Annotated in this window: 17 protein-coding genes; 9 read left to right on the top strand and 8 right to left on the bottom strand. The window is 36.4% G+C overall.

Annotation, left to right across the window (positions count from 1 at the left end; translation table 11 throughout):
• Nucleotides 1–71 precede the first annotated feature (71 nt).
• The 7 genes from ACTQ5J_RS06740 to dnaA all read right to left on the bottom strand — a co-directional run bounded on the left by ACTQ5J_RS06740 (nucleotide 72) and on the right by dnaA (nucleotide 9159).
• Complete coding sequence (locus ACTQ5J_RS06740; protein ID WP_441751721.1) at nucleotides 72–299, bottom strand: hypothetical protein; 228 nt, start codon at nucleotides 297–299, stop codon at nucleotides 72–74.
• A 109-nt stretch (nucleotides 300–408) separates the two neighbouring features.
• Nucleotides 409–2994, bottom strand: coding sequence for a DNA gyrase subunit A (gene gyrA, locus ACTQ5J_RS06735; RefSeq protein WP_441751719.1), 2586 nt, complete (start codon nucleotides 2992–2994; stop codon nucleotides 409–411).
• A 36-nt stretch (nucleotides 2995–3030) separates the two neighbouring features.
• On the bottom strand, nucleotides 3031–4956 hold the full coding sequence (gene gyrB / locus ACTQ5J_RS06730) for a DNA topoisomerase (ATP-hydrolyzing) subunit B (RefSeq protein ID WP_441751717.1): 1926 nt from the start codon (nucleotides 4954–4956) through the stop codon (nucleotides 3031–3033).
• Entirely contained in the window at nucleotides 4956–6080 is a 1125-nt protein-coding gene (gene recF / locus ACTQ5J_RS06725) for a DNA replication/repair protein RecF (RefSeq protein WP_441751715.1), read from the bottom strand. The genes gyrB and recF overlap by 1 nt, the downstream gene beginning before the upstream one ends.
• Nucleotides 6077–6316 (bottom strand): S4 domain-containing protein YaaA, encoded by a 240-nt coding sequence (gene yaaA, locus ACTQ5J_RS06720; protein ID WP_441751714.1) that lies wholly within the window; start codon nucleotides 6314–6316, stop codon nucleotides 6077–6079. The genes recF and yaaA overlap by 4 nt, the downstream gene beginning before the upstream one ends.
• Nucleotides 6317–6499: 183 nt before the next feature.
• Nucleotides 6500–7648 (bottom strand): DNA polymerase III subunit beta, encoded by a 1149-nt coding sequence (gene dnaN, locus ACTQ5J_RS06715; protein WP_441751712.1) that lies wholly within the window; start codon nucleotides 7646–7648, stop codon nucleotides 6500–6502.
• A 179-nt stretch (nucleotides 7649–7827) separates the two neighbouring features.
• Nucleotides 7828–9159 carry a chromosomal replication initiator protein DnaA gene (gene dnaA / locus ACTQ5J_RS06710; protein WP_441751710.1) on the bottom strand — a complete coding sequence of 444 codons (1332 nt, stop codon included), beginning with the start codon at nucleotides 9157–9159 and terminating at the stop codon, nucleotides 7828–7830.
• Nucleotides 9160–9658: 499 nt separating this feature from the next.
• Between dnaA and rpmH the strand changes: the two genes are divergently transcribed.
• The 9 genes from rpmH to ACTQ5J_RS06665 all read left to right on the top strand — a co-directional run bounded on the left by rpmH (nucleotide 9659) and on the right by ACTQ5J_RS06665 (nucleotide 19074).
• A complete protein-coding gene (gene rpmH / locus ACTQ5J_RS06705; RefSeq protein WP_441751708.1) occupies nucleotides 9659–9793 on the top strand; it encodes a 50S ribosomal protein L34 in 135 nt (44 codons plus the stop codon).
• 88 nt (nucleotides 9794–9881) lie between these two features.
• Nucleotides 9882–10391 (top strand): NUDIX hydrolase, encoded by a 510-nt coding sequence (locus tag ACTQ5J_RS06700; protein WP_441751706.1) that lies wholly within the window; start codon nucleotides 9882–9884, stop codon nucleotides 10389–10391.
• A gap of 159 nt (nucleotides 10392–10550) precedes the next feature.
• Nucleotides 10551–10910, top strand: coding sequence for a ribonuclease P protein component (gene rnpA / locus ACTQ5J_RS06695; protein WP_441751705.1), 360 nt, complete (start codon nucleotides 10551–10553; stop codon nucleotides 10908–10910).
• A 9-nt stretch (nucleotides 10911–10919) separates the two neighbouring features.
• Complete coding sequence (locus ACTQ5J_RS06690; RefSeq protein WP_441751703.1) at nucleotides 10920–11747, top strand: YidC/Oxa1 family membrane protein insertase; 828 nt, start codon at nucleotides 10920–10922, stop codon at nucleotides 11745–11747.
• A 32-nt stretch (nucleotides 11748–11779) separates the two neighbouring features.
• Nucleotides 11780–12775, top strand: coding sequence for an RNA-binding cell elongation regulator Jag/EloR (gene jag, locus ACTQ5J_RS06685; protein ID WP_441751701.1), 996 nt, complete (start codon nucleotides 11780–11782; stop codon nucleotides 12773–12775).
• A gap of 315 nt (nucleotides 12776–13090) precedes the next feature.
• Entirely contained in the window at nucleotides 13091–14608 is a 1518-nt protein-coding gene (gene treP / locus ACTQ5J_RS06680) for a PTS system trehalose-specific EIIBC component (protein ID WP_441751700.1), read from the top strand.
• Nucleotides 14609–14629: 21 nt separating this feature from the next.
• Nucleotides 14630–16288 carry an alpha,alpha-phosphotrehalase gene (gene treC, locus ACTQ5J_RS06675; RefSeq protein ID WP_441751698.1) on the top strand — a complete coding sequence of 553 codons (1659 nt, stop codon included), beginning with the start codon at nucleotides 14630–14632 and terminating at the stop codon, nucleotides 16286–16288.
• A gap of 168 nt (nucleotides 16289–16456) precedes the next feature.
• Complete coding sequence (brnQ, locus tag ACTQ5J_RS06670; RefSeq protein WP_441751696.1) at nucleotides 16457–17779, top strand: branched-chain amino acid transport system II carrier protein; 1323 nt, start codon at nucleotides 16457–16459, stop codon at nucleotides 17777–17779.
• Nucleotides 17780–17871: 92 nt separating this feature from the next.
• The gene (locus ACTQ5J_RS06665) at nucleotides 17872–19074 is read left to right on the top strand and encodes a GerMN domain-containing protein (protein ID WP_441751694.1); all 1203 of its coding nucleotides are present in this window, start codon (nucleotides 17872–17874) and stop codon (nucleotides 19072–19074) included.
• 56 nt (nucleotides 19075–19130) lie between these two features.
• Here ACTQ5J_RS06665 and treR read toward each other — a convergent pair whose 3' ends face one another.
• Nucleotides 19131–19853: a trehalose operon repressor gene (gene treR / locus ACTQ5J_RS06660; RefSeq protein WP_441751692.1), complete on the bottom strand. Its 723-nt coding sequence runs from the start codon at nucleotides 19851–19853 to the stop codon at nucleotides 19131–19133.
• Nucleotides 19854–19958: the final 105 nt, after the last annotated feature.

Here is a 19958-nt window from a genome sequence, read left to right as displayed (position 1 = left end):
AGGGCTTAATTTTTCAATTCTAGTCTGTTGTTCATCCAGTAAATTAAACTGTGATAAAAGATCCGTTAGTTTTAAAGGGCTACTATACCATTTGATAAAAAATTTGATGTGTTTTTTTCACTTAAACGTTTATAAAATTGAGGATTGCGAATCATTTGAAACGTCGCATCGTTGCATGTAAGGCAAATAATTGCATCGAAATGATGATTGCTTGTTTGAATCACAACAACATCATCTGGCGTAAATGTCATGATTTGATCAGATTGATGTTGAATTATTTCTTTAAATTTTATCTCCATTTTCAGTCGACTCTGGTTAGTCTTCAGGACAAAATAGGATAACATATGACTGTATAAATCTTAAAAAAAAGAGCGTAACTGCTATTAACAGTTACGCCTATATTAAAAATTATTCATCATCTACCGATTCATCAGTACTTTCTTCTAACTCTTCAGACGAATCTGTTGATTCTTCAACTTCTTCCTCATCATCGATTGCTTCTTCTAGATCTGCTTCTTCATTCAACGCTTCAATCGTTTCTTCATCATCAGTTTTAAGTATTTTGGTGACTGAATTTACCATCGCGCCCTCGTCTAGGCGAATCATTCTAACGCCTAAAGTCGCTCTTGATGATTGAGAGATACTCTCAACACTCATACGAATCACAACACCTTGATTCGTCATCAACATTAAATCTTCTTCCAAGCTTTCGATAGCCACAATTCCAGCTAATTTCCCACTCTTCTCACTAATATTTGAAGTCTTAACACCTTTACCACCACGTTTTTTAAGTGTATAGTCGCTCGCTGGCGTTCGTTTACCGTAACCATTCTCCGTAACAACTAACACTTCACTAGCTTCGTTTAAAACTGCAGCTCCTACAACGTAATCATCCTCGCGTAATCTTACACCACGAACACCAGTCGCAGTACGTCCCATTACACGAACATCAGTCTCATCAAATGCCATCGCATAACCATCGTGTGTTCCGATGATTAGATTTTGACGACCATTTGTTACTAAAACGTTGATTAATTCATCATCCTCTCGCATAGAAATTGCGATTAGACCATTATTGCGAATATTGTAGTAATCACTTGCTTTAGAGCGTTTAACCGTTCCTAGTTTTGTAACAAAAGCTAATGTATGTTCATCACTATCTTCACTCTGACGGACATTGATAATATCCTTAACGTATTCATCTTTATCAATGTTTAATAAGTTAATAATTGGAATTCCTTTAGCTTGACGGCCATATTCTGGTACTTCATAGCCTTTATTCGCATACACTTTACCTTTATTTGTAAAGAATAATAACGTATCGTGCGTCGAACATGAAACCAGCGTTTGAATAGCATCATCGTTTGACATTCCCATTCCCTTAACGCCACGCCCTCCACGATTTTGAACATGGAATTCATCCTCAGTCATTCGCTTGATGTAACCATTTGAAGTCAATGCGATGAGAACATCCTCTTCGTCAATCAAGTCTTCATCTTCAAGACTTAAGGCTTCACCAATCAGTAACTCAGTACGTCTGTCATCGTTAAAGCGTGTTTTAATATCAATTAATTCATCTTCTATAATTTCGTGAATACGGTCTTCACTTCCCAGAATTTCTGTTAATCGTTGAATCAGAGCCATTAAATCATTGTATTCTGAATCAATTTTTTCGCGTTCTAAACCAGTTAAACGAACTAAACGCATATCTAAAATTGCTTGAGCTTGGAGTTCAGAGAATTCGAAACGCTCAATTAATTCAGCTTTAGCTCTTTCACCATCTTTAGACCCTCGAATGATCGCAATAATTTGGTCAATCACATCGAGTGCTTTTAATAAACCTTCTAGAATGTGCGCACGATTTTCAGCTTTACGTTTTTCAAATTCAGTACGACGTCTAATAACAATCACTTGATGATCTAAATATTTAGATAATATTTCTTTTAAACTTAATACTTTTGGTACACCAAAATCGATGGCTAACATATTGAATCCGAAACTAATTTGTAATGAGGTTTGCTTATATAAATTATTCAAAACTACACTAGCACTCGTTTCACGACGACATTCAATCACGACACGCATACCTTCACGGCCAGATTCATCGGCAACATAAGTGATGCCTTCAATGCGTTTTTCACGGGCTAATTCAGCAATCCGTTCCCATAAGCGCGCTTTGTTCACACCATAGGGTAATTCAGTAATAATAATTCGTTCGCGATCATTACCGAATGTTTCAATTTCCACGCGACCACGAATAATTATTTTGCCTTTACCTGTTTCATAAGCTTTACGAATTCCTGATTTCCCCATCACAATACCGCCTGTTGGAAAATCAGGTCCCGGTAAAGCTTCCATCAATTCTGCAGTTGTTGCAACAGGCTTATGCATTAAAATAATTAACGCATCGATAACCTCACCTAGATTGTGTGGTGGAATGTTTGTTGCCATACCAACCGCAATCCCAGACGCACCGTTGACTAAAAGGTTTGGAAAACGTGCGGGTAAAACAACTGGCTCTTTTTCTTCTTGCGAATAGTTATCTTGGAAATCAATCGTATCTTTATTGATGTCTTTTAACATTTCTAAAGCAATTTTACTCATACGAGCTTCCGTATAACGCATCGCTGCGGCACCATCACCATCGACAGAACCAAAGTTACCATGGCCATCGACTAACATTTGCCGGTAACTAAATGGTTGAGCCATTCTTACCATTGCTTCGTAAATTGCAGAGTCCCCATGAGGGTGATATTTCCCCATAACGTCTCCGACGATACGAGCAGATTTTTTATAGGGTTTATCAGGAGTTACACCCAATTCACTCATTCCGTAAAGAATCCGTCTATGAACTGGTTTTAAACCGTCTCGGACATCAGGCAATGCTCTTGAGACAATAACGCTCATCGCATAATCAAGAAATGACGTTTGCATTTCATGAGGTAAATTTATCTCTTCAAATTGTTGTGTTGAAGGATCGAAACTTTCACTCATTATATTTTCCTTTCTCTTCTAACATTTTTAATTTACTTATACGTCTAAGTTTTGTACGTACTGAGCATTTTCTTCAATGAAAATACGTCTTGGTTCAACTTCATCACCCATCAACATATCAATCACTTTATCAGCTTCCATGGCATCTTCCACCGAAACTTTTAACATGCGACGGTTTTCAGGATTCATTGTTGTCTCCCAAAGTTGATCGAAATCCATCTCTCCTAAACCTTTATAACGTTGTAATGAATAACGAGCATTTGGATTAGCAGCTTGCCACTGTATTAATTCATCGTCAGTTGCAATATATGTTTCTTTTTTACCTTGTTTAATTTGGTATAGAGGTGGTTGGGCAATATAAATATAACCAGCTTCTAATAACGGACGCATATATCTAAAGATAAGCGTTAATAATAATGTACGAATATGAGCACCATCGACATCCGCATCGGTCATAATAATTAATTTATGATAACGCGCTTTTGCTACGTCAAATTCTGCTCCAAATCCAGTCCCCATAGCAGTGAATAGAGAACGTATTTCGACGTTCGCCAAAATACGATCCATCGTCGCTTTTTCGACGTTTAGAATTTTACCTCGAATCGGTAAAATTGCTTGATACATACGAGAACGACCTTGTTTAGCTGACCCACCAGCCGAGTCCCCCTCGACAATGAATAACTCACATTTCTCTGCTTCTTTACTTGAACAGTCCGCTAATTTCCCTGGTAAGTTACTGATTTCTAAACCAGACTTACGACGAGTTAATTCACGAGCACGTTTAGCAGCATTACGAGCTTTAGAGGCAATAATACCTTTTTCAACAATGATACGTGCAATTTTTGGGTTTTCCATCAAATAAGTTTCAAATGTTGACGTAAAAAGGCGGTCTGTAATCGTTCTTACCTCAGAGTTACCTAATTTCGTTTTAGTTTGACCTTCGAATTGAGGTTCTGGATGTTTAATCGACAGAACAAGCGTTAAACCTTCACGGGTATCTTCACCACTTAAATTTTCTTCGTTTTCTTTAATTAAATTCATTTTACGAGCGTAGTCATTCATGACACGAGTCAAAGCCGTCTTAAAACCAGACTCATGAGTTCCACCTTCGTACGTATGAATATTATTTGCGAAAGAAAGAATATTTGTATGATAAGTATCGGTATACTGCATAGCAATCTCGACTTGAACACCATCTTGCTCACCTTCAAGGTAAATGGGATCATCGACAATCGATACTTTACTTTCATTCAAATATTCTACATAACTTTTAATGCCGCCTTCGTAATAAAAACTAGCGAATGCTTCACGCTCTTCACGCTTGTCTTCGATCGAAATGCGTAATCCTTTGTTTAAGAACGCTAGTTCACGAACACGCGTCATTAATGTTTCATATTTGAAATCTGTTGTTTCAGTAAAAATAGTTGAATCCGGAACAAAGTTAACAAACGTCCCTGTTTTTTCCGTATCACCTTTAATTAAAATTTCTTGAGAAATCGCGCCACGTTCAAAAATCATTTGATGAATTTTGCCATCGCGATGTACGTCAACAGTCAATTCACTTGAAAGTGCATTAACAACTGATGCACCAACCCCATGAAGACCACCAGAAACCTTATAACCGCCTCCACCGAACTTACCACCCGCATGTAAAATCGTAAAAACAGTCTCTAAAGCAGGACGGCCAGTTTTAGTTTGGATTTCAACAGGAATCCCACGACCGTTATCCGTAACAGAAATACTGTTATTGGCTTCAATGATTACTTCGATATGATCACAATAACCAGCTAACGCCTCGTCAATTGAGTTATCGACAATTTCCCATACTAAATGATGTAAACCAACGCCACTCGTTGAACCAATATACATACCAGGGCGTTTTCTAACAGCTTCAAGTCCTTCTAAAACCTGTATCTGATCTGCATTATAATCTTGATGTAACTCTTTACTATTTTCAGTCATTAAGCACTGTCTCCTTTACTAACTTGACCTTTTTGGACATATAAAATTTCTGCATTTTTTAATTGATGGATTTTTAAACCTTCAATCGATGCAGTTGTTAAAAACGTTTGAACTTTATTTTCGATATGACTCATTAAAATCATTTGGCGATTGTCATCTAATTCAGACAACACATCATCAAGTAATAACACTGGGTATTCTCCAGTCATATTATAAAACAATTCTAATTCTGCTAATTTAATACTCAAAACAATCGTACGTTGTTGCCCTTGTGAGCCGAAAAACTGAGCTTTTTTTTCATTAATATGAAAAGATATGTCATCACGATGTGGACCGTAGACGGTAATACCTTGCTCTTTTTCGCGAGTCAAGGATTGTTTAAATAATTCTAACAATTGTGTAGAGATAGTGTCTCTATTAGAATAATCTAACTTAGAACTGCTACTTTGATAGGCGATTGTTAATTGTTCGCGTTGATTTGATAAAGCTTCATGGATTGGTTGAGCAATTTTTTCTAGAGCTTCAATAAATGTTAAACGGTATTGAATTAATAAATTGGCTTTTTCTACCAACTGTTCTGTTAAGATTTCAAAATACATTGAATCAAATTGCTGTGAACGTCCATATTGCTTTAAGTAGGTATTGCGTTGTTTGAGAAGTCGTTGATAATTCAATAACTCCTGTAAATAGACTGGGTGCGATTGTCCTAATTCAGAATCAATAAATTTTCTTCTTAAACTAGGGGAGCCTTTGATTAACTGTAAGTCTTCAGGGGCAAAAAGAATGACGTTGAACTTTCCAATGAACTGACTTAGTTTATTCTGTTCAATATGGTTCAATTTAGCTATCTTTCCTTTTTTATTTAAGATTAATTCAAGAGGAAACTCGTAGTGTTTTGTTTCAATCAATGCTTCTAAGCTTGCTAAGTCTTCTTCCCACAAAATTAACTCTTGGTCATGGTTTGTCCGATGACTTTTTGCTAGAGATAACAAAAAAATCGCCTCAAGGAGATTGGTTTTTCCTTGGGCATTTTCTCCGGTTATTATCGTTAAACCATCACCAAAAGTTAGAGATAACTCTTGATAATTACGAAAATTATTTAACGCTAAATGTTTGATTCTCATGGTCTTTTTGAATCACTCGTCGATTGGACTGTGATCATTACATCTTCGTTCGGCAAATAAACTGTGTCACCATCGTATAATTTTTTTCCACGACGTTGCTCTTGTAGTTCATTAACAAATACATCAAACTCACTTAAATACCATTTGGCCATTCCACCACTACTGATAAAATTCTCATGTTTGAGCAATTGTCCAAGCGTAATAAAAGCATTTTGAATATTTACTATTCTTTTCATCATTTTTATCACCTATATTCATTCAATATCATGACTAATTATACCTTATATCTATAGAAATCTCAAATAAATCGCAATTATTCGGAATCTTAGGGCATATACTCTCTTTTTAAGCAAAATATCGAAATAAAAAAAACAGCCTAAAAAGGCTGAATTTTTTTTATTTAAGTCTATTGAATACTTTTAATGAGTTCTGACTGGGGTTAATAATTGTAATAACTGATTATGTGGAATCTCACTTTCAGTTTCTGCAGAAATTAATAATGGGCGTACAGCAGATTGGAATTCAATTTTTACATCAATTTCTCCAAATGATTTCAACGCATCTTTCATATAATCTGGGTTAAATGAAATACGTAAATCCTCTCCACTGGCATCTTTAGTATTAATTAACTCCGCTACATGTCCAGCTTCGTTACCACTTACGGATAATTCTACGATCGAATTCTCAACAGAAAGTTGAACGACGTTATTCTTACCTTCGTGTGACATTAAAGCTGCACGATCAATGGCTTGATGGAACTCGTTCGCATTTACTACCATCTCTGTTTGGTGAGAAGTAGGAATTAAACGGCTTGTTTCAGGATAGTTACCTTCTAATAAACGAGAATAAATTGTTAATTTCTCAGCTTCAAAAATAACTTGTTGTTGTGCAACCATCATATAGAGTGTTTGATCATCTTCTACAATTCTAGTCAATTCTGTCATTGTTTTCTTTGGAATAGTAATAGCATCAAAGTTTAATTGACTTTCACTAATATCCACTGGGATCTCACGTTTACTTAAACGATGACTATCCGTTGCGATAGCAGTTAGATGATTTGCAGTTGCTTGTAAATGAATACCAGTAAGAACAGGGCGACTTTCTTGATTCGATGCTGCGAATATTGTTTGGTTAATCATTTGTTTGAAAGAGGCTGTTGGTAAAACAATTCGTTTATCTGCTTCGATCTCTGGTAAGTGAGGATAAGTATCTCCATCAATCCCTACAATATTAAATGTTGCTTTACCTGAGGTTACAGTAACTGTGAATGACTCGTTCATATCAATTGTTACATCGTCTAAAGGTAATTTTTTTACAATATCATTGAACAAACGTGCTGGTAATACAACATGTCCAGTTTCTTCAACTTTTAAATGTAATGACTCATCTTCTATTGGAAGAAAACTTTCAATAGAGATATCAGAATCACTACCGATTAAGGTAACCCCTTCGTTTGTCACAGAGAGTTTTAATCCTGTTAAAATTTGAATAGTAGCTTTAGAAGGGATTGCTTTAGATACGTTTGCTAACTGAGTGGTTAGTGCGTGTCTATTAATAGTAAATTTCATTTCATCTACTCCTTTATAAATAAATAATATTAATATAAATAATAAGTAATAGTAGTAGGCCCTGTCTATAGTGGTTATAAGTCTACTAAAACTAATGGGGGTATCATTTCTGCCTGTTAGTTGACATGTGCATAAGTCACTGACAACTTTTGGAGTTATACACATGTGCAAAAATATAATTAAGACAACTTCTGCTTCAGTTGTTTTATTTGGTCTTTTAATTCGTCATCAGTCTTAAGATTTTCAGCAATCTTCTCATAAGCATGGATTACAGTCGTATGATTTTTCTTACCAAATTCATCACCTATCTTAGGAAAGGAAAGTTCAGTCAGTTCTCTTGCTAGATACATCCCCACTTGACGTGCATGAACAATGTCTTTTGTACGTTTTTTACCTTTAATCGCATCGGCACTAATTTGGAAAAAGCGACTGGCTTGGTTGATGATCTCAGAAACAGTTAAAGGATTCTTTTCATCATCACCTAGCATATTACTCAAGGCTTCTGCTGCTAAATTCGAATTAATATCTCGACCTTCAATTGCAGCAAATGCAATCACTCTCATTAAAGCTCCTTCAAGCTCACGAATATTTGTATCCACATTATTAGCGATATAGGTGAGTGTCTCTGAACTAATGTCTAAGCGATCATTACTCGCTTTTTTTCTTAAAATTGCAATTCGAGTTTCTAAATCAGGGGGAGTGATATCAGTAGATAACCCCCATTTAAAGCGACTAATCAAACGTTCTTCTAGATTATCAATGTTATTTGGAAGGCGATCACTCGTTAATACAATTTGTTTTTCATTATTATAGAGTGCATTAAACGTATGGAAAAATTCTTCTTGAGTGGCATCCTTCTTCGATAAAAATTGAATATCATCTATTAATAGAACGTCGATGTTACGATACATTTCTCTAAACTCTTTTTGAGATCCATTTTGAATACTTGTGATAAAGTCATTTACGAACGATTCACTCGTTGCGTATTTGATTTTTGCGGCAGGATTCTTACGCTTAATCTCGTGGCCTACTGCTTGCATCAAGTGAGTCTTTCCTAAACCAACACCACCGTAAATTAAAAATGGATTGTATGTTTTTCCAGGTCCATCAGACACTGCTAATGCTGCTCCACCGGCCATCTTATTGTCTTCACCGATAACAAAATTTTCAAAAGTATAATTGGGATTCAATTGAGAATCACTGAAATACTCATTTTCAGAGGGAGAAATTTCTTTCTTTTTCTTTAAAGAATCTGGTTCATCTTCAGGTACAATAATAAAGGTCGGTTCATATTCTACGCCATAATTTTCAAGACTATATTGAAGAATATAACCAGCTAGATGTCGTTCCCAGTAATTTTTAGTTAAGCTATTTGGAACTGCAACAGATATAGATTGATTACCAATACGTGTGACTTTGGCTGGTTCAACCCATGTTGTATAAGAAGTTAATGAAAGAATCTCTTTTAGATAGTCAGTAATTTCATTCCAGAAACGTTCCTTTTCATCCATTATATAATTTTCACCTCAATCGAATAAATAGTTATTCACAGTTTAAACACGTACGGATATTGTAGCATATTGAAAGTTTTCCACAAGTTGAAAACTCATCACTTAAACTGTCAACATGTTAACAATTAACTTATCCACAGGTTAACAAAACTTGTGGATAAGATAAAATCAGGTCAGATGAAATGAATACTGTGTGGATAACCGTAAGTTTTTATAACTTGATTCTATCACATTCTTAACGGTTATGCACAAAAACTGTTGATAAAAAACAACACTTATTGACACCATGTTAATTTGTCGATAAACTAATGAATGTCTTGTGAATGTAAAAAATGACTATAACAGTTATCCACACAATCCACAACGCATGTGCATAACAAAAATTAACTGTGCAAAAGAAAAAGTATTTTAATTGCTAAAAAAATATCTTGACTTTCATCGCGTACTTCATTAAACTATTCTAGTATTGTTTAACAGTAGACATAGGAGGTGTATCAGAATGAAAAGAACATATCAACCAAAGAAACGTACTCGCAAAAAAGTTCACGGTTTCCGTAAAAGAATGAGCACCAAAAATGGACGTAACGTCTTAGCTAGACGCCGTCTAAAAGGTAGAGCAAAATTAGCATCATAATAAATGCCTAATGTTGGAAGGTATCCTATATTTTTAGGAAACCTTTTTTTTTGCATATTTTTAAATTTAAGTCATAGGAGGAAGTCAGATGGAGTATTGGAACTTAGTAGATGCACAAGGCAATACGATTGTGTCTAATCACCGTCGAGGCGATGACATACCCTCTGGACTTTATCATCACGTGATAAATATATTAGTCCAACATCAGGATGGTTCAGTTCTTATAATGCAAAGAGATTGGAATAAAGAAATTTTACCAGGAAAATTTGAAGCTTCAGCTGGAGGAAGTATCTTACAAGGTGAGACTGTGGAAGCTGGTGCTAAAAGAGAACTGCAGGAAGAAACCGGCATTCAAGCAGAGACGTTAATTCAAGTTCAACGTTATATAGATTTAGTGCATCCAGTCATTTGGACAAATTTTTTTACACGGGTCAACATGAATAAAACTCAGATCACCTTACAAGCAGGAGAAACGATTGCCTTTGAATGGGTAAGTTTGAAAGAATTTATTTATCGAGTGAGTCAAGAAGAAATTATTTCACTAGACTCTTTGACTTTAGAAACTTACTATTTAGAATTGCTTCAGAATAAAGAGTGAAAACTTCGAATTTCTTCGAATTTTTCGCTCTTTTCTAGTTTTATTGACGAATTCTGTCGAAAAAGTGACAAAATCGTTAAGTTCGGTTTTTCTTTTAGAGAAATATTAGCTATAATATGTTGAAGTGAATGTTTGTAGTGAGAATGAGGGAATAATAGATTGAAAAAAGCATACAGAGTTAAATCAGAAAAAGAATTTCAGAAGGTTTTCCATGATGGACAATCCATCGCCAACCGGCAGTTAGTACTTTATGTTTATCCTAAGCCAGAACAAGTACATTTTCGAGTAGGATTATCGGTAGGTAAAAAAATGGGGAACGCAGTAAAAAGAAATCAAATCAAACGTTATTTGCGTCAGGCTTTACATGAGCTTGAGCCGGCGATTAAACCAGACATTGATTTTTTACTTATTGCACGCCAAGATATTCGGGACAAAGATTATTTTCAAATTAAGCGTTCTATCATTCATGTAATGAAGTTAGCGAACATTCTCGATCAAACAATATTAAAAAATCTATAGGAGGCTTGGATGAAGAAGTATAGTAAATGGTTAAAAATTGCCATTATGTTAAGTTTTGTATTGTTTCTAACAGCATGTGGGAATGCTGAAGGAGCAAGTGAAGGCGGAATTTGGAGTACGTATGTTATTGATAACTTATCCCGAGTGTTATTATGGTTATCAGGTTTGTTTGGCAATAATTATGCAATGGGGATTATTATCTTTACGTTAATTATTCGTCTATTATTATTACCATTAAACCAAATGCAAACGAAATCACAACGTAAGATGCAAGATATTCAACCAGAATTAGATGCCATTAAGGCAAAGTATCCTAATAAAGACCGTGCATCAATGGAAGCAATGCAAGCAGAACAGCAAGCATTGATGGAAGCACGTGGTGTTAATCAGTTTGCTGGTTGTTTGCCAATGTTTATTCAATTACCTGTAATGATTGCGTTATACCAATCGATTACAAGTACGCAAGAAATTCAACAAGGAGATTTCTTCTGGACCAATTTAGGTCAAGTCGATCCTTACTTTATTTTACCGGTTATCGCAGCAGCTTTAACATTTGCTAACTCATACTTTACTATGAAAGCAAATCCAGTGAAAAACAGTGCGACAACAATGATGACTTATGTGATGCCAGCGATGATTCTATTTATTTCAGTTGGCTTACCAAGTGCAGTTACATTATACTGGGTCATTTCAAACGGTATTACATTAATTCAAACATTTATCTTTAACAACCCTTACAAAATTATTGCAGAGCGCGAAGCAAAAGTAGAAGCCGAAAGAGAACGCGAACGAGAATTACGTCGTGCGTTAAAACGAGCAACTAAACGTAAAAAATAAGCGCTGAGTGTAAACAGAGAAAGGAACGTTATATGTTAGAAAACAGTACAACTATCAGAGCTGAATCGGTCGAAAAAGCAGTTAAGATTGGTCTGACTAAATTAGGTATTACAGAAGCTGAAGCTAAAATCAATGTGATTAGCGAAGGTAAAAAAGGTATCTTTGGTTTTGGTAAGCAAGACGCTATCGTCGAAATAAGTACTGAATCAGACTTATCAATGGCAGAGTTAACAAGTCAGCTAGAAAAGGAAGTCAAAGCTGCTGAATCGGCTAAAGATGGGCATAAAACACCTAGTAAGCCACAAGCAGTCAAAGCTGAACCAAAAGTTGAGTCTAAAGCTAAACCCAAAGCTGAAACTCAGGCTAGACCTTCAACTCTTAAAGCAGTTGAAGTAACTAAGCCTGGTATTGATAAAGTTAAGCCAGAAGTAAAAGTAGCACCGAAACCGGTAGCGAAAAAAGCAAAGGTTGAACCTAAAGTAGAAGCAACAGTTAAAGAGACAGTAGATGTTCAAAGCGTAGAATCAGCTGATACAGTTGATTCAGAAAAGTCGCAAAAGAATCGAGCAGAAACAAATAAAGAAGCTCGTCTAACTGTTGTACATTATTTAGAAGATGTTCTTAAAACTTATGGTGCAGATGCTAGCGTAACTTACGAAGAAAAGGGTAATCAAGTAATTTTCAATATCGAGACAAACAAGTCTGGTTTAGTTATCGGTAAACATGGCAAGATTATCAATGCATTGCAAACTTTAGCGCAAATTTTATTACATCGTTACGAACGTCGTCGCGTGTCAGTAATTTTAAACGTTGGGGATTACCGTGACCGTCGTTCAAATGTGTTAGAACAAATAGCGCAACGTACGGCAGATCAAGTGTTACGTAGCAAGCAAGCTGTAATTTTAGATCCATTACCTGCTTATGAGCGTAAACAAATCCATGCCTATTTGAGCAGAATCGATCATATTAAGACACATTCCGAAGGAAAAGACCCAAATCGTTATTTAGTGGTCGACTATGTAAACTAAAACTAAAACACTACAACTTCTTTCTTTTAATCATTTGGTTAAGAGAAAGAAGTTTTTTTATTTTTCCGATGATAATTATCATGAAAGAAATCTCCCTTATTATTTGCGTCAAACCATCTCTTCATTCATACTGTAAATAGATGTATGCGTTTTCAATAGAGCCGGTCAATCGCATAGAACATAGACAAATGAGAGGGGGATTTAAACAAGTATTTTAGAAAAGGTAAATAATAGTTGCATATAAATCGCTTTCAAGATAGAATGTAGTCGTTGGAAAGTTGTATAGACAATTAAGAAAAACGAGGAGGAAGAGTTATGTCTCAATTTGAACAAGATGCTAAAGAATTACTGGAGAAAATTGGAGGTTCTGAAAACATTAATGCTGTGACGCATTGTGCGACACGTATGCGTTTTGCATTAAATGACCCTTCAAAGGCAGATGTACAAGCAATTGAAAAATTGCCATCAGTTAAAGGGAGTTTTACACAAGCAGGTCAGTTTCAAGTAATTATTGGTAATAATGTTTCCGAATTTTATAAAGATTTTACTGCTGTGTCAGGTGTAAGTGGCGTATCGAAATCAGATGTTAAAGCGGCGGCAGAATCTAATCAGTCTTGGTGGCAAAAAGTCATGACATTCTTAGCGGAAATTTTCGCACCGATTATACCAGCAATTATTGTTGGGGGGCTTATTTTAGGTTTCCGTAACGTATTAGAAGCAGTTCCTTTTGAAGCGTTAGGTCAGAAAATTATAGATGGCGTAGCACAAACGACAGCAGACGGTTCACCAGTTTTTAATACGATTGTCGACGTTAACCAGTTTTGGAACGGGGTCAACCATTTCTTATGGTTAATTGGTGAGGCAATCTTCCACTTCTTACCAGTTGGTATTACGTGGGCAGTTACTCGTAAACTAGGTACAACTCAAATCTTAGGGATTGTACTAGGGATTACCTTAGTCTCTCCACAGTTATTAAATGCTTATGGAGCTGCAGGAGCTTTAGCTGAAGGAACGGTTCCGCAATGGGACTTCGATTTCTTCCAAGTTGATATGATTGGTTATCAAGCACAAGTCTTGCCAGCCATGTTTGCCGGAGTAGCTTTAAGTTATCTAGAAAAATTCTGGCGTCGTGTTGTTCCAGAAATGATTTCCATGATCTTAGTCCCATTCTTGGCGCTAGTTCCAGCGGTCATTTTAGCGCATACGGTACTCGGACCAATTGGTTGGTGGCTAGGTGATTTAATTTCGACAGTCGTATTAGCTGGTTTAGAAGGATCATTCAGCTGGTTGTTCGGTGCATTATTTGGTGCTCTTTATTCACCACTAGTTATTACTGGATTACACCATATGACCAACGCGATCGACTCTCAATTAATTGCGGATACAGGTACAACTGGTTTATGGCCAATGATTGCTTTATCAAATATTGCGCAAGGTTCAGCTGTATTAGGCGTTTGGTGGTTAACACGTCAAGATAAAGAAGAATCACAAATTACAATTCCATCAGCAGTGTCTGCTTACTTAGGAGTAACAGAACCTGCAATGTTCGGGGTAACCTTAAAATATATTTACCCATTTGTAGCAGCGATGATTGGTTCAGGTATTGCAGGTTTAATTACCACAACCTTTAACGTTCAATCTAACTCAATTGGGGTTGGTGGATTACCAGGTTTCTTAGTCATTCATATTGATTCAATGGTAGTTTTCTTTGTTGCTATGGCTGTTGCTTTTGTCGTACCATTTGTTTTAACTTTAACATTCAAGAAAATGAATTTCTTAACAGGCGCGGGATTAAACTTTGATATTCCGTTCTTCAATAATTCAAATAAATAATGGTTTGGAGGGTTTCTAGCTATGGAATTAGCAAAGAAAGTCATCTACCAACTATATACAAGATCCTTTAATGACACGGATGGTAATGGTTTAGGTGATTTAAAAGGTGTCATTGAAAAATTAGATTATTTAGTCGAACTGGGGATAGATATGATTTGGATGAATCCATTTTATCCATCACCTCAAAATGATAACGGTTATGACGTCAGTGACTATGTCGCTATTGATCCAGTTTTTGGAACAATGGAGGATTTCGAACGCTTAGTTGCGCAAGCTTCAAAGCGAAAAATTGATATTATGATGGATATGGTGTTAAACCATACATCAACAGAACATGAGTGGTTCCAAAAAGCCTTAGCAGGCGATAAGTATTATCAAGATTTTTATTATTTAAGACCTGCTCAAGCAAATGGCAACTTGCCAACAAATTGGGACTCTAAGTTTGGTGGTCCTGCTTGGGAGCCTTTTGCTGACACAGATTTATATTATTTACATTTATATGATGTGACACAAGCTGACTTAAATTGGCATAACCCTGAAGTGAGAAAAGAACTTCATAAAATTGTTAATTTTTGGTCAGAAAAAGGAGTCAAAGGTTTCCGATTTGATGTGTTAAACGTTATTGGAAAATCCCAAGAGCTCGTTGACAGTGAAGCACCCAATAGTACACAAGAGAAGTCTCTTTATACGGATACACCGATTGTTCATGAATGGATTCAAGAAATGAATGAAGCAACTTTTGGACAAAGAGAAGGTTTTATTACAGTGGGTGAAATGTCATCTACAACAGTTGAAAATGGTGTGAAGTATACGAATCCTGAAGAGAAAGAACTATCGATGATTTTTAATTTCCATCATCTCAAAGTGGATTATGAAAATGGAGAAAAATGGAGTAAGCCAGCGTTTGATTTCATCGAACTGAAAACGATTCTAAACGAATGGCAAACAGGGATGTCAGATGGTAATGGTTGGAATGCTTTATTCTTAAACAACCATGATCAACCTCGTGCTAACAGTCGTTTCGGAGACGTCGAAAATTTCCCTTATGAAACTCAAACGATGTTAGGTCAAACGATTCAGTTCTTAAGAGGAACACCTTATATTTATCAAGGTGAAGAAATTGGGATGACCAATCCAGCTTACACGTCTATTGATCAGTATAATGATATTGAAACACATAATAACTATCGAATTATGCTAGAGAAAGGCTATTCTGAAGAGGAAGCGTTTGAGATTATTTTAGCAAAATCACGTGATAATGGTCGAACACCTATGCAATGGGATGACTCAGAGCATGCAGGATTTACAACAGGCACACCCTGGCTAGATGTGTCGGATAACTATCTGCAGATCAACGTAAAAAATGAATTAACTAATGGTCGTATTTTTCCATATTATCAGAAGTTAATTTCTTTACGTAAAGAGTACGATGTGATTTCATCAGGTACTTATCGTGGTTTATTGTTAGATCATCCTCAATTAATGGCTTACGTACGTGAGTGGCAAGGTCAACAATTACTTGTTATGAGCAACTTCTATAAAGAAGCTGTCACAGTTTCTTTACCAGAAGAATTTAAAGAACGTTCAGCAAGCAAGTTAATTGGTAATGGTTCGCTAGAGAATGTGTCAGACGAATTAACGTTTGGTCCATTTGAAACAGTTGCCTTTTTATTCGAATAAGTCAGATTAGATTTAACCACAGTCTTTGGCTGATAAAGGGCTCCGTCCACAAGAACGGAGTCCTTTATCTATTTGCCAGGACTGTTTTTATTTTTTCAAGAAATGTTACTGATATCTAGTAAGAATACATGTATAATAAGAAATACTTTTAAGGGGGTGTCGATTAGTATGAAGAAATTTAGATTAAATCATTTTATTACCATTTCAGTCATGCTTTTTGGGATGTTTTTCGGGGCTGGAAACTTAATTTTTCCACCGTTACTAGGTAAAGAAGCAGGCGCCGCTGTTTGGATCGCATGGGCAGGCTTTGTCACGACCGCCATTTTGCTACCTGTTCTAGGGGTTGCGTCAATCGCCAAATCTGGAGGGATTCAAAAATTAGCTGCTCGTGTGGATAAGAGGTTTGCTTACGTCTTTACGATCGCAACCTATTTAGCGATTGGACCGGGGCTAGCAATTCCTCGTGCGGGGAGTACACCGTTTGAATTAATCGTGACGCCATATTTACCGGCGGATGCGAGCCAATTAATCCCCCGTTTAATTTATACGGCTCTTTTTTTTGCGCTTGCTTATTGGTTATGCTTGAATCCAAGTAAATTAATGAGCCGAATGGGGCGAATTACCACACCAAGTTTAATGATATTAATAGTTTTGATGTTTATTTTTATTATGCAAATGGATACGAGTAGTTCAGCCCAAGTAACGGGACGCTATCAACATAATGCTTATATTGGTGGCTTCTTAGCCGGTTATGATACGATGGACACTTTAGCAGCACTCGTCTTTGGTTTGGTCGTTGCCAATACCTTGCAGAGGTATAATATGACACCGACACAAATGCAAAAGACAACGATTGGTGCTGGAATTACTGCTGGTTTATTTCTTGGCTTAATCTATTGGCTTTTAACGTCAATTGGACATACGACAAGTGCCCAGTTCCCAGACACGATTAATGGGGCGCAAATCCTATTGAATTCGACCGTGATGGCAATCGGCCTGCCGGGCGCGATTCTTTTAACCTTTATTTTTAGTTTAGCGTGTTTGAATACGTGCGTTGGTTTATTAACTTCTTTATCAGAGTACTTTACGCTACTATTTCCACGTTTTAGCTATAAGGGTTTCTTAGCGATTTTCGTCATCTGGAGCTTTATTACCGCTAACTTTGGTTTGAATACTATCCTAAAGATTTCAGTACCAGTATTAATCTTTATTTATCCGGCAGCTATTGTCTTGATTGTGATGGAGTTGACGCGTCAATGGTTTAACTATAGTCGTCAGACTTACCAGTTAGTGATTTATACAGTGGCAGTGATAAGTGGCATTACGGCTTTAGAATCAGCTAGAATTTTTGTGCCGGGTATGACACAAGCTTTTAACACCTACTTGCCTTTATATAAGCAACAATTAGGTTGGTTAGTACCTTTTCTGATTTTACTGGTTATTTGTTCACTGTTTGAGTATTTCATTAAAAGAAGAAATAAAATGGCTTAAATTAGTCGCTTAAATCAAGAAGAATAAGTTCACAAGGCTATTCTAATCTATGGTATAATGTGGTGTATTTATTTTGAGGAGACGAACTGATTATGATGAAATCCAGTATTAAATGGTTATTAATAAGCTTATTCATCTTGCTCAGCGGTTGTAGTAGTGAACCGATGATTAAATTAAGCGAGGAAAATCAAGCTAAACTTGAAGAAAAGCGCCAGCAGTCGCAAGTAAGAGTTGACGAACCACACACAGAAGCATCACCTAGCCAAAGCCAGCAGGAAGAAACTGTGGCTGATGTCAATCAGTCTATGGCGAGTACGATTGATCCGTCTAGTTGGACACGTTTGCCTGACGAGACAGTCTTGGATCTAAGCAATTACCTACCGTTTTATCCCTATCAATTGAAGCAATTTAACAATGTGACTGGGATGTATACAACTTATGTTGATTACTTCGATGAAGCCAATCGTGTGATGCAAGTACGAGAAATCGTCGGCGCAGACACTTTCGTGAGTGCTTACCGATGGGACGAAGCACAGATTCAAATGACACTACGCCAGGAGAATATCGCTTTATTTGAGAATATGCTAGAGACAGGCCAACAGACTGCTGATAATGTGATGACTTTATTGAGTGCGCCTTTAACGGTTGGCACGACTTGGTCATATGATGGTACCCATCAAAGTGAAATTTTAGGACTATATGAAGAAGTGACTTTGGGTGAACTTACTTTTACTCAAGTTATCGAAACATCGACTCAATTTGAGGATTATGATTTAAGACAATATTACGCAGCAGAAGATGGCTTAATAGGCACTCGCTATGTCACATCGACTGAAGCCACTGAAGCAGAAGATTTTTGGCAAATAACATCAAAGGCACATCAAGTCATGATGATCGTTAACCAAAGCATTGCTCAGCCTCAAACGGATGAAAACTCACTCTTAGCACTTGAGAAAGTGTCATTTGCCTTTCAGACGAATGACACGATGGCACGCGCTTTCCAAAGATTGTTCAATGAACAAGGATGGATTACTGACGATATTGTTATCAACAGTATTAGTGTCGATGAAACTGGGATAGCGACAATTGATTTCTCGAGTGGAGTCGTTTCTGCTTTCAATCAACACCATAGTAAAGAAGCAGGTGTGATTCCAGCGATTGTCACGACAATCGGTCAGTTTTTAGACGTGACTCAAGTTCGTTTAACTGTCAATAACAATGGGCTTTTACCAGACACCTTGCCGTATCCACCGAAAGGTGTTTATGAAGTTGATGCAAGCTGGCTAGCAAATTAAGCCAAGCAAACAACCTGTTCTTTTACATGATGAATGTAAGAGAACAGGTTATTTATTTAATTATTTAATCTAGGTTTGCGACGAGCAAATTCAGAGAACTGGAATTTCTCGAGGCGATGATGCGAGACTGTGTATTGAAAGAAGGTAGTATCTTCTAAAAATACATTGCTGCTAACGCTGATGATATAGTCCATCGGATCTAAATGCATTAATTCGATATCTAGCGGACTGGCTTTTTCAGCGACAAATTCTTTAGTTGCATAGCCAATCGTTAAAGATAATTCATTTTCAAAATACTCGTAAATAGAATCCTTTGCGGCTTCCATTGGTACATGATTGATGACAGAACAACGAATATAATCTTCATCGATAATCATGACTTCATTATTCATTTCACGTGTTCTTACAAGATGAATGAACCGTTCATCAGCTGTAACACCATTTTGTCCAATTAGAAAATCCGGCACAGGAATTTGCTCATTTGTAATTAAACGAGTAATTGATGTGATATTCTGTTCAACTTGTAGCTCTTTATAGCTGACTAAACCACTAATAGGTAAAGAAAAACGATGATAATCCAACACAATGGAACCACGTCCTTGTTTTTTCTGGATAAAACCATTTTCTAGTAATAACTTTTGTGCCTTCCGAATTGTTTCACGGGAGACATTATAATTTTTGGCTAGCTCATGTTCACTAGGAATCAAGCTACCAATTGGATAGTCACCTGCTTTAATTTTTTGTTCAATATCTAAGTAGATTCTTTCAAACTTGTTCATTTTAACACCTCTCGAAGCCTATTTTACCACGAATCCTATAGAGATGGTATGTAAATCAATTTCAAAAGACTAAGTTTTTCATAACTGTCTTTCGAGCAGTTGCTT

Origin of the sequence: Fundicoccus sp. Sow4_F4 (assembly GCF_052116145.1) — a bacterium.
Lineage (GTDB): Bacteria > Bacillota > Bacilli > Lactobacillales > Aerococcaceae > Fundicoccus.
This window is presented reverse-complemented; position numbering and strand designations above follow the sequence as displayed.

Excerpts from the sequence above, each read along its gene's own strand:
- dnaN (WP_441751712.1), bottom strand. The coding sequence starts at position 7,648 with ATGAAATTTACTATTAATAGACACGCACTAACCACTCAGTTAGCAAAC.
- dnaA (WP_441751710.1), bottom strand. The coding sequence starts at position 9,159 with ATGGATGAAAAGGAACGTTTCTGGAATGAAATTACTGACTATCTAAAA.
- jag (WP_441751701.1), top strand. The coding sequence starts at position 11,780 with ATGTTAGAAAACAGTACAACTATCAGAGCTGAATCGGTCGAAAAAGCA.
- yaaA (WP_441751714.1), bottom strand. The coding sequence starts at position 6,316 with ATGAAAAGAATAGTAAATATTCAAAATGCTTTTATTACGCTTGGACAA.
- treP (WP_441751700.1), top strand. The coding sequence starts at position 13,091 with ATGTCTCAATTTGAACAAGATGCTAAAGAATTACTGGAGAAAATTGGA.
- ACTQ5J_RS06740 (WP_441751721.1), bottom strand. The coding sequence starts at position 299 with ATGGAGATAAAATTTAAAGAAATAATTCAACATCAATCTGATCAAATC.
- brnQ (WP_441751696.1), top strand. The coding sequence starts at position 16,457 with ATGAAGAAATTTAGATTAAATCATTTTATTACCATTTCAGTCATGCTT.
- ACTQ5J_RS06690 (WP_441751703.1), top strand. The coding sequence starts at position 10,920 with ATGAAGAAGTATAGTAAATGGTTAAAAATTGCCATTATGTTAAGTTTT.
- treC (WP_441751698.1), top strand. The coding sequence starts at position 14,630 with ATGGAATTAGCAAAGAAAGTCATCTACCAACTATATACAAGATCCTTT.
- gyrB (WP_441751717.1), bottom strand. The coding sequence starts at position 4,956 with ATGACTGAAAATAGTAAAGAGTTACATCAAGATTATAATGCAGATCAG.
- treR (WP_441751692.1), bottom strand. The coding sequence starts at position 19,853 with ATGAACAAGTTTGAAAGAATCTACTTAGATATTGAACAAAAAATTAAA.
- rpmH (WP_441751708.1), top strand. The coding sequence starts at position 9,659 with ATGAAAAGAACATATCAACCAAAGAAACGTACTCGCAAAAAAGTTCAC.
- gyrA (WP_441751719.1), bottom strand. The coding sequence starts at position 2,994 with ATGAGTGAAAGTTTCGATCCTTCAACACAACAATTTGAAGAGATAAAT.
- ACTQ5J_RS06665 (WP_441751694.1), top strand. The coding sequence starts at position 17,872 with ATGATGAAATCCAGTATTAAATGGTTATTAATAAGCTTATTCATCTTG.
- ACTQ5J_RS06700 (WP_441751706.1), top strand. The coding sequence starts at position 9,882 with ATGGAGTATTGGAACTTAGTAGATGCACAAGGCAATACGATTGTGTCT.
- recF (WP_441751715.1), bottom strand. The coding sequence starts at position 6,080 with ATGAGAATCAAACATTTAGCGTTAAATAATTTTCGTAATTATCAAGAG.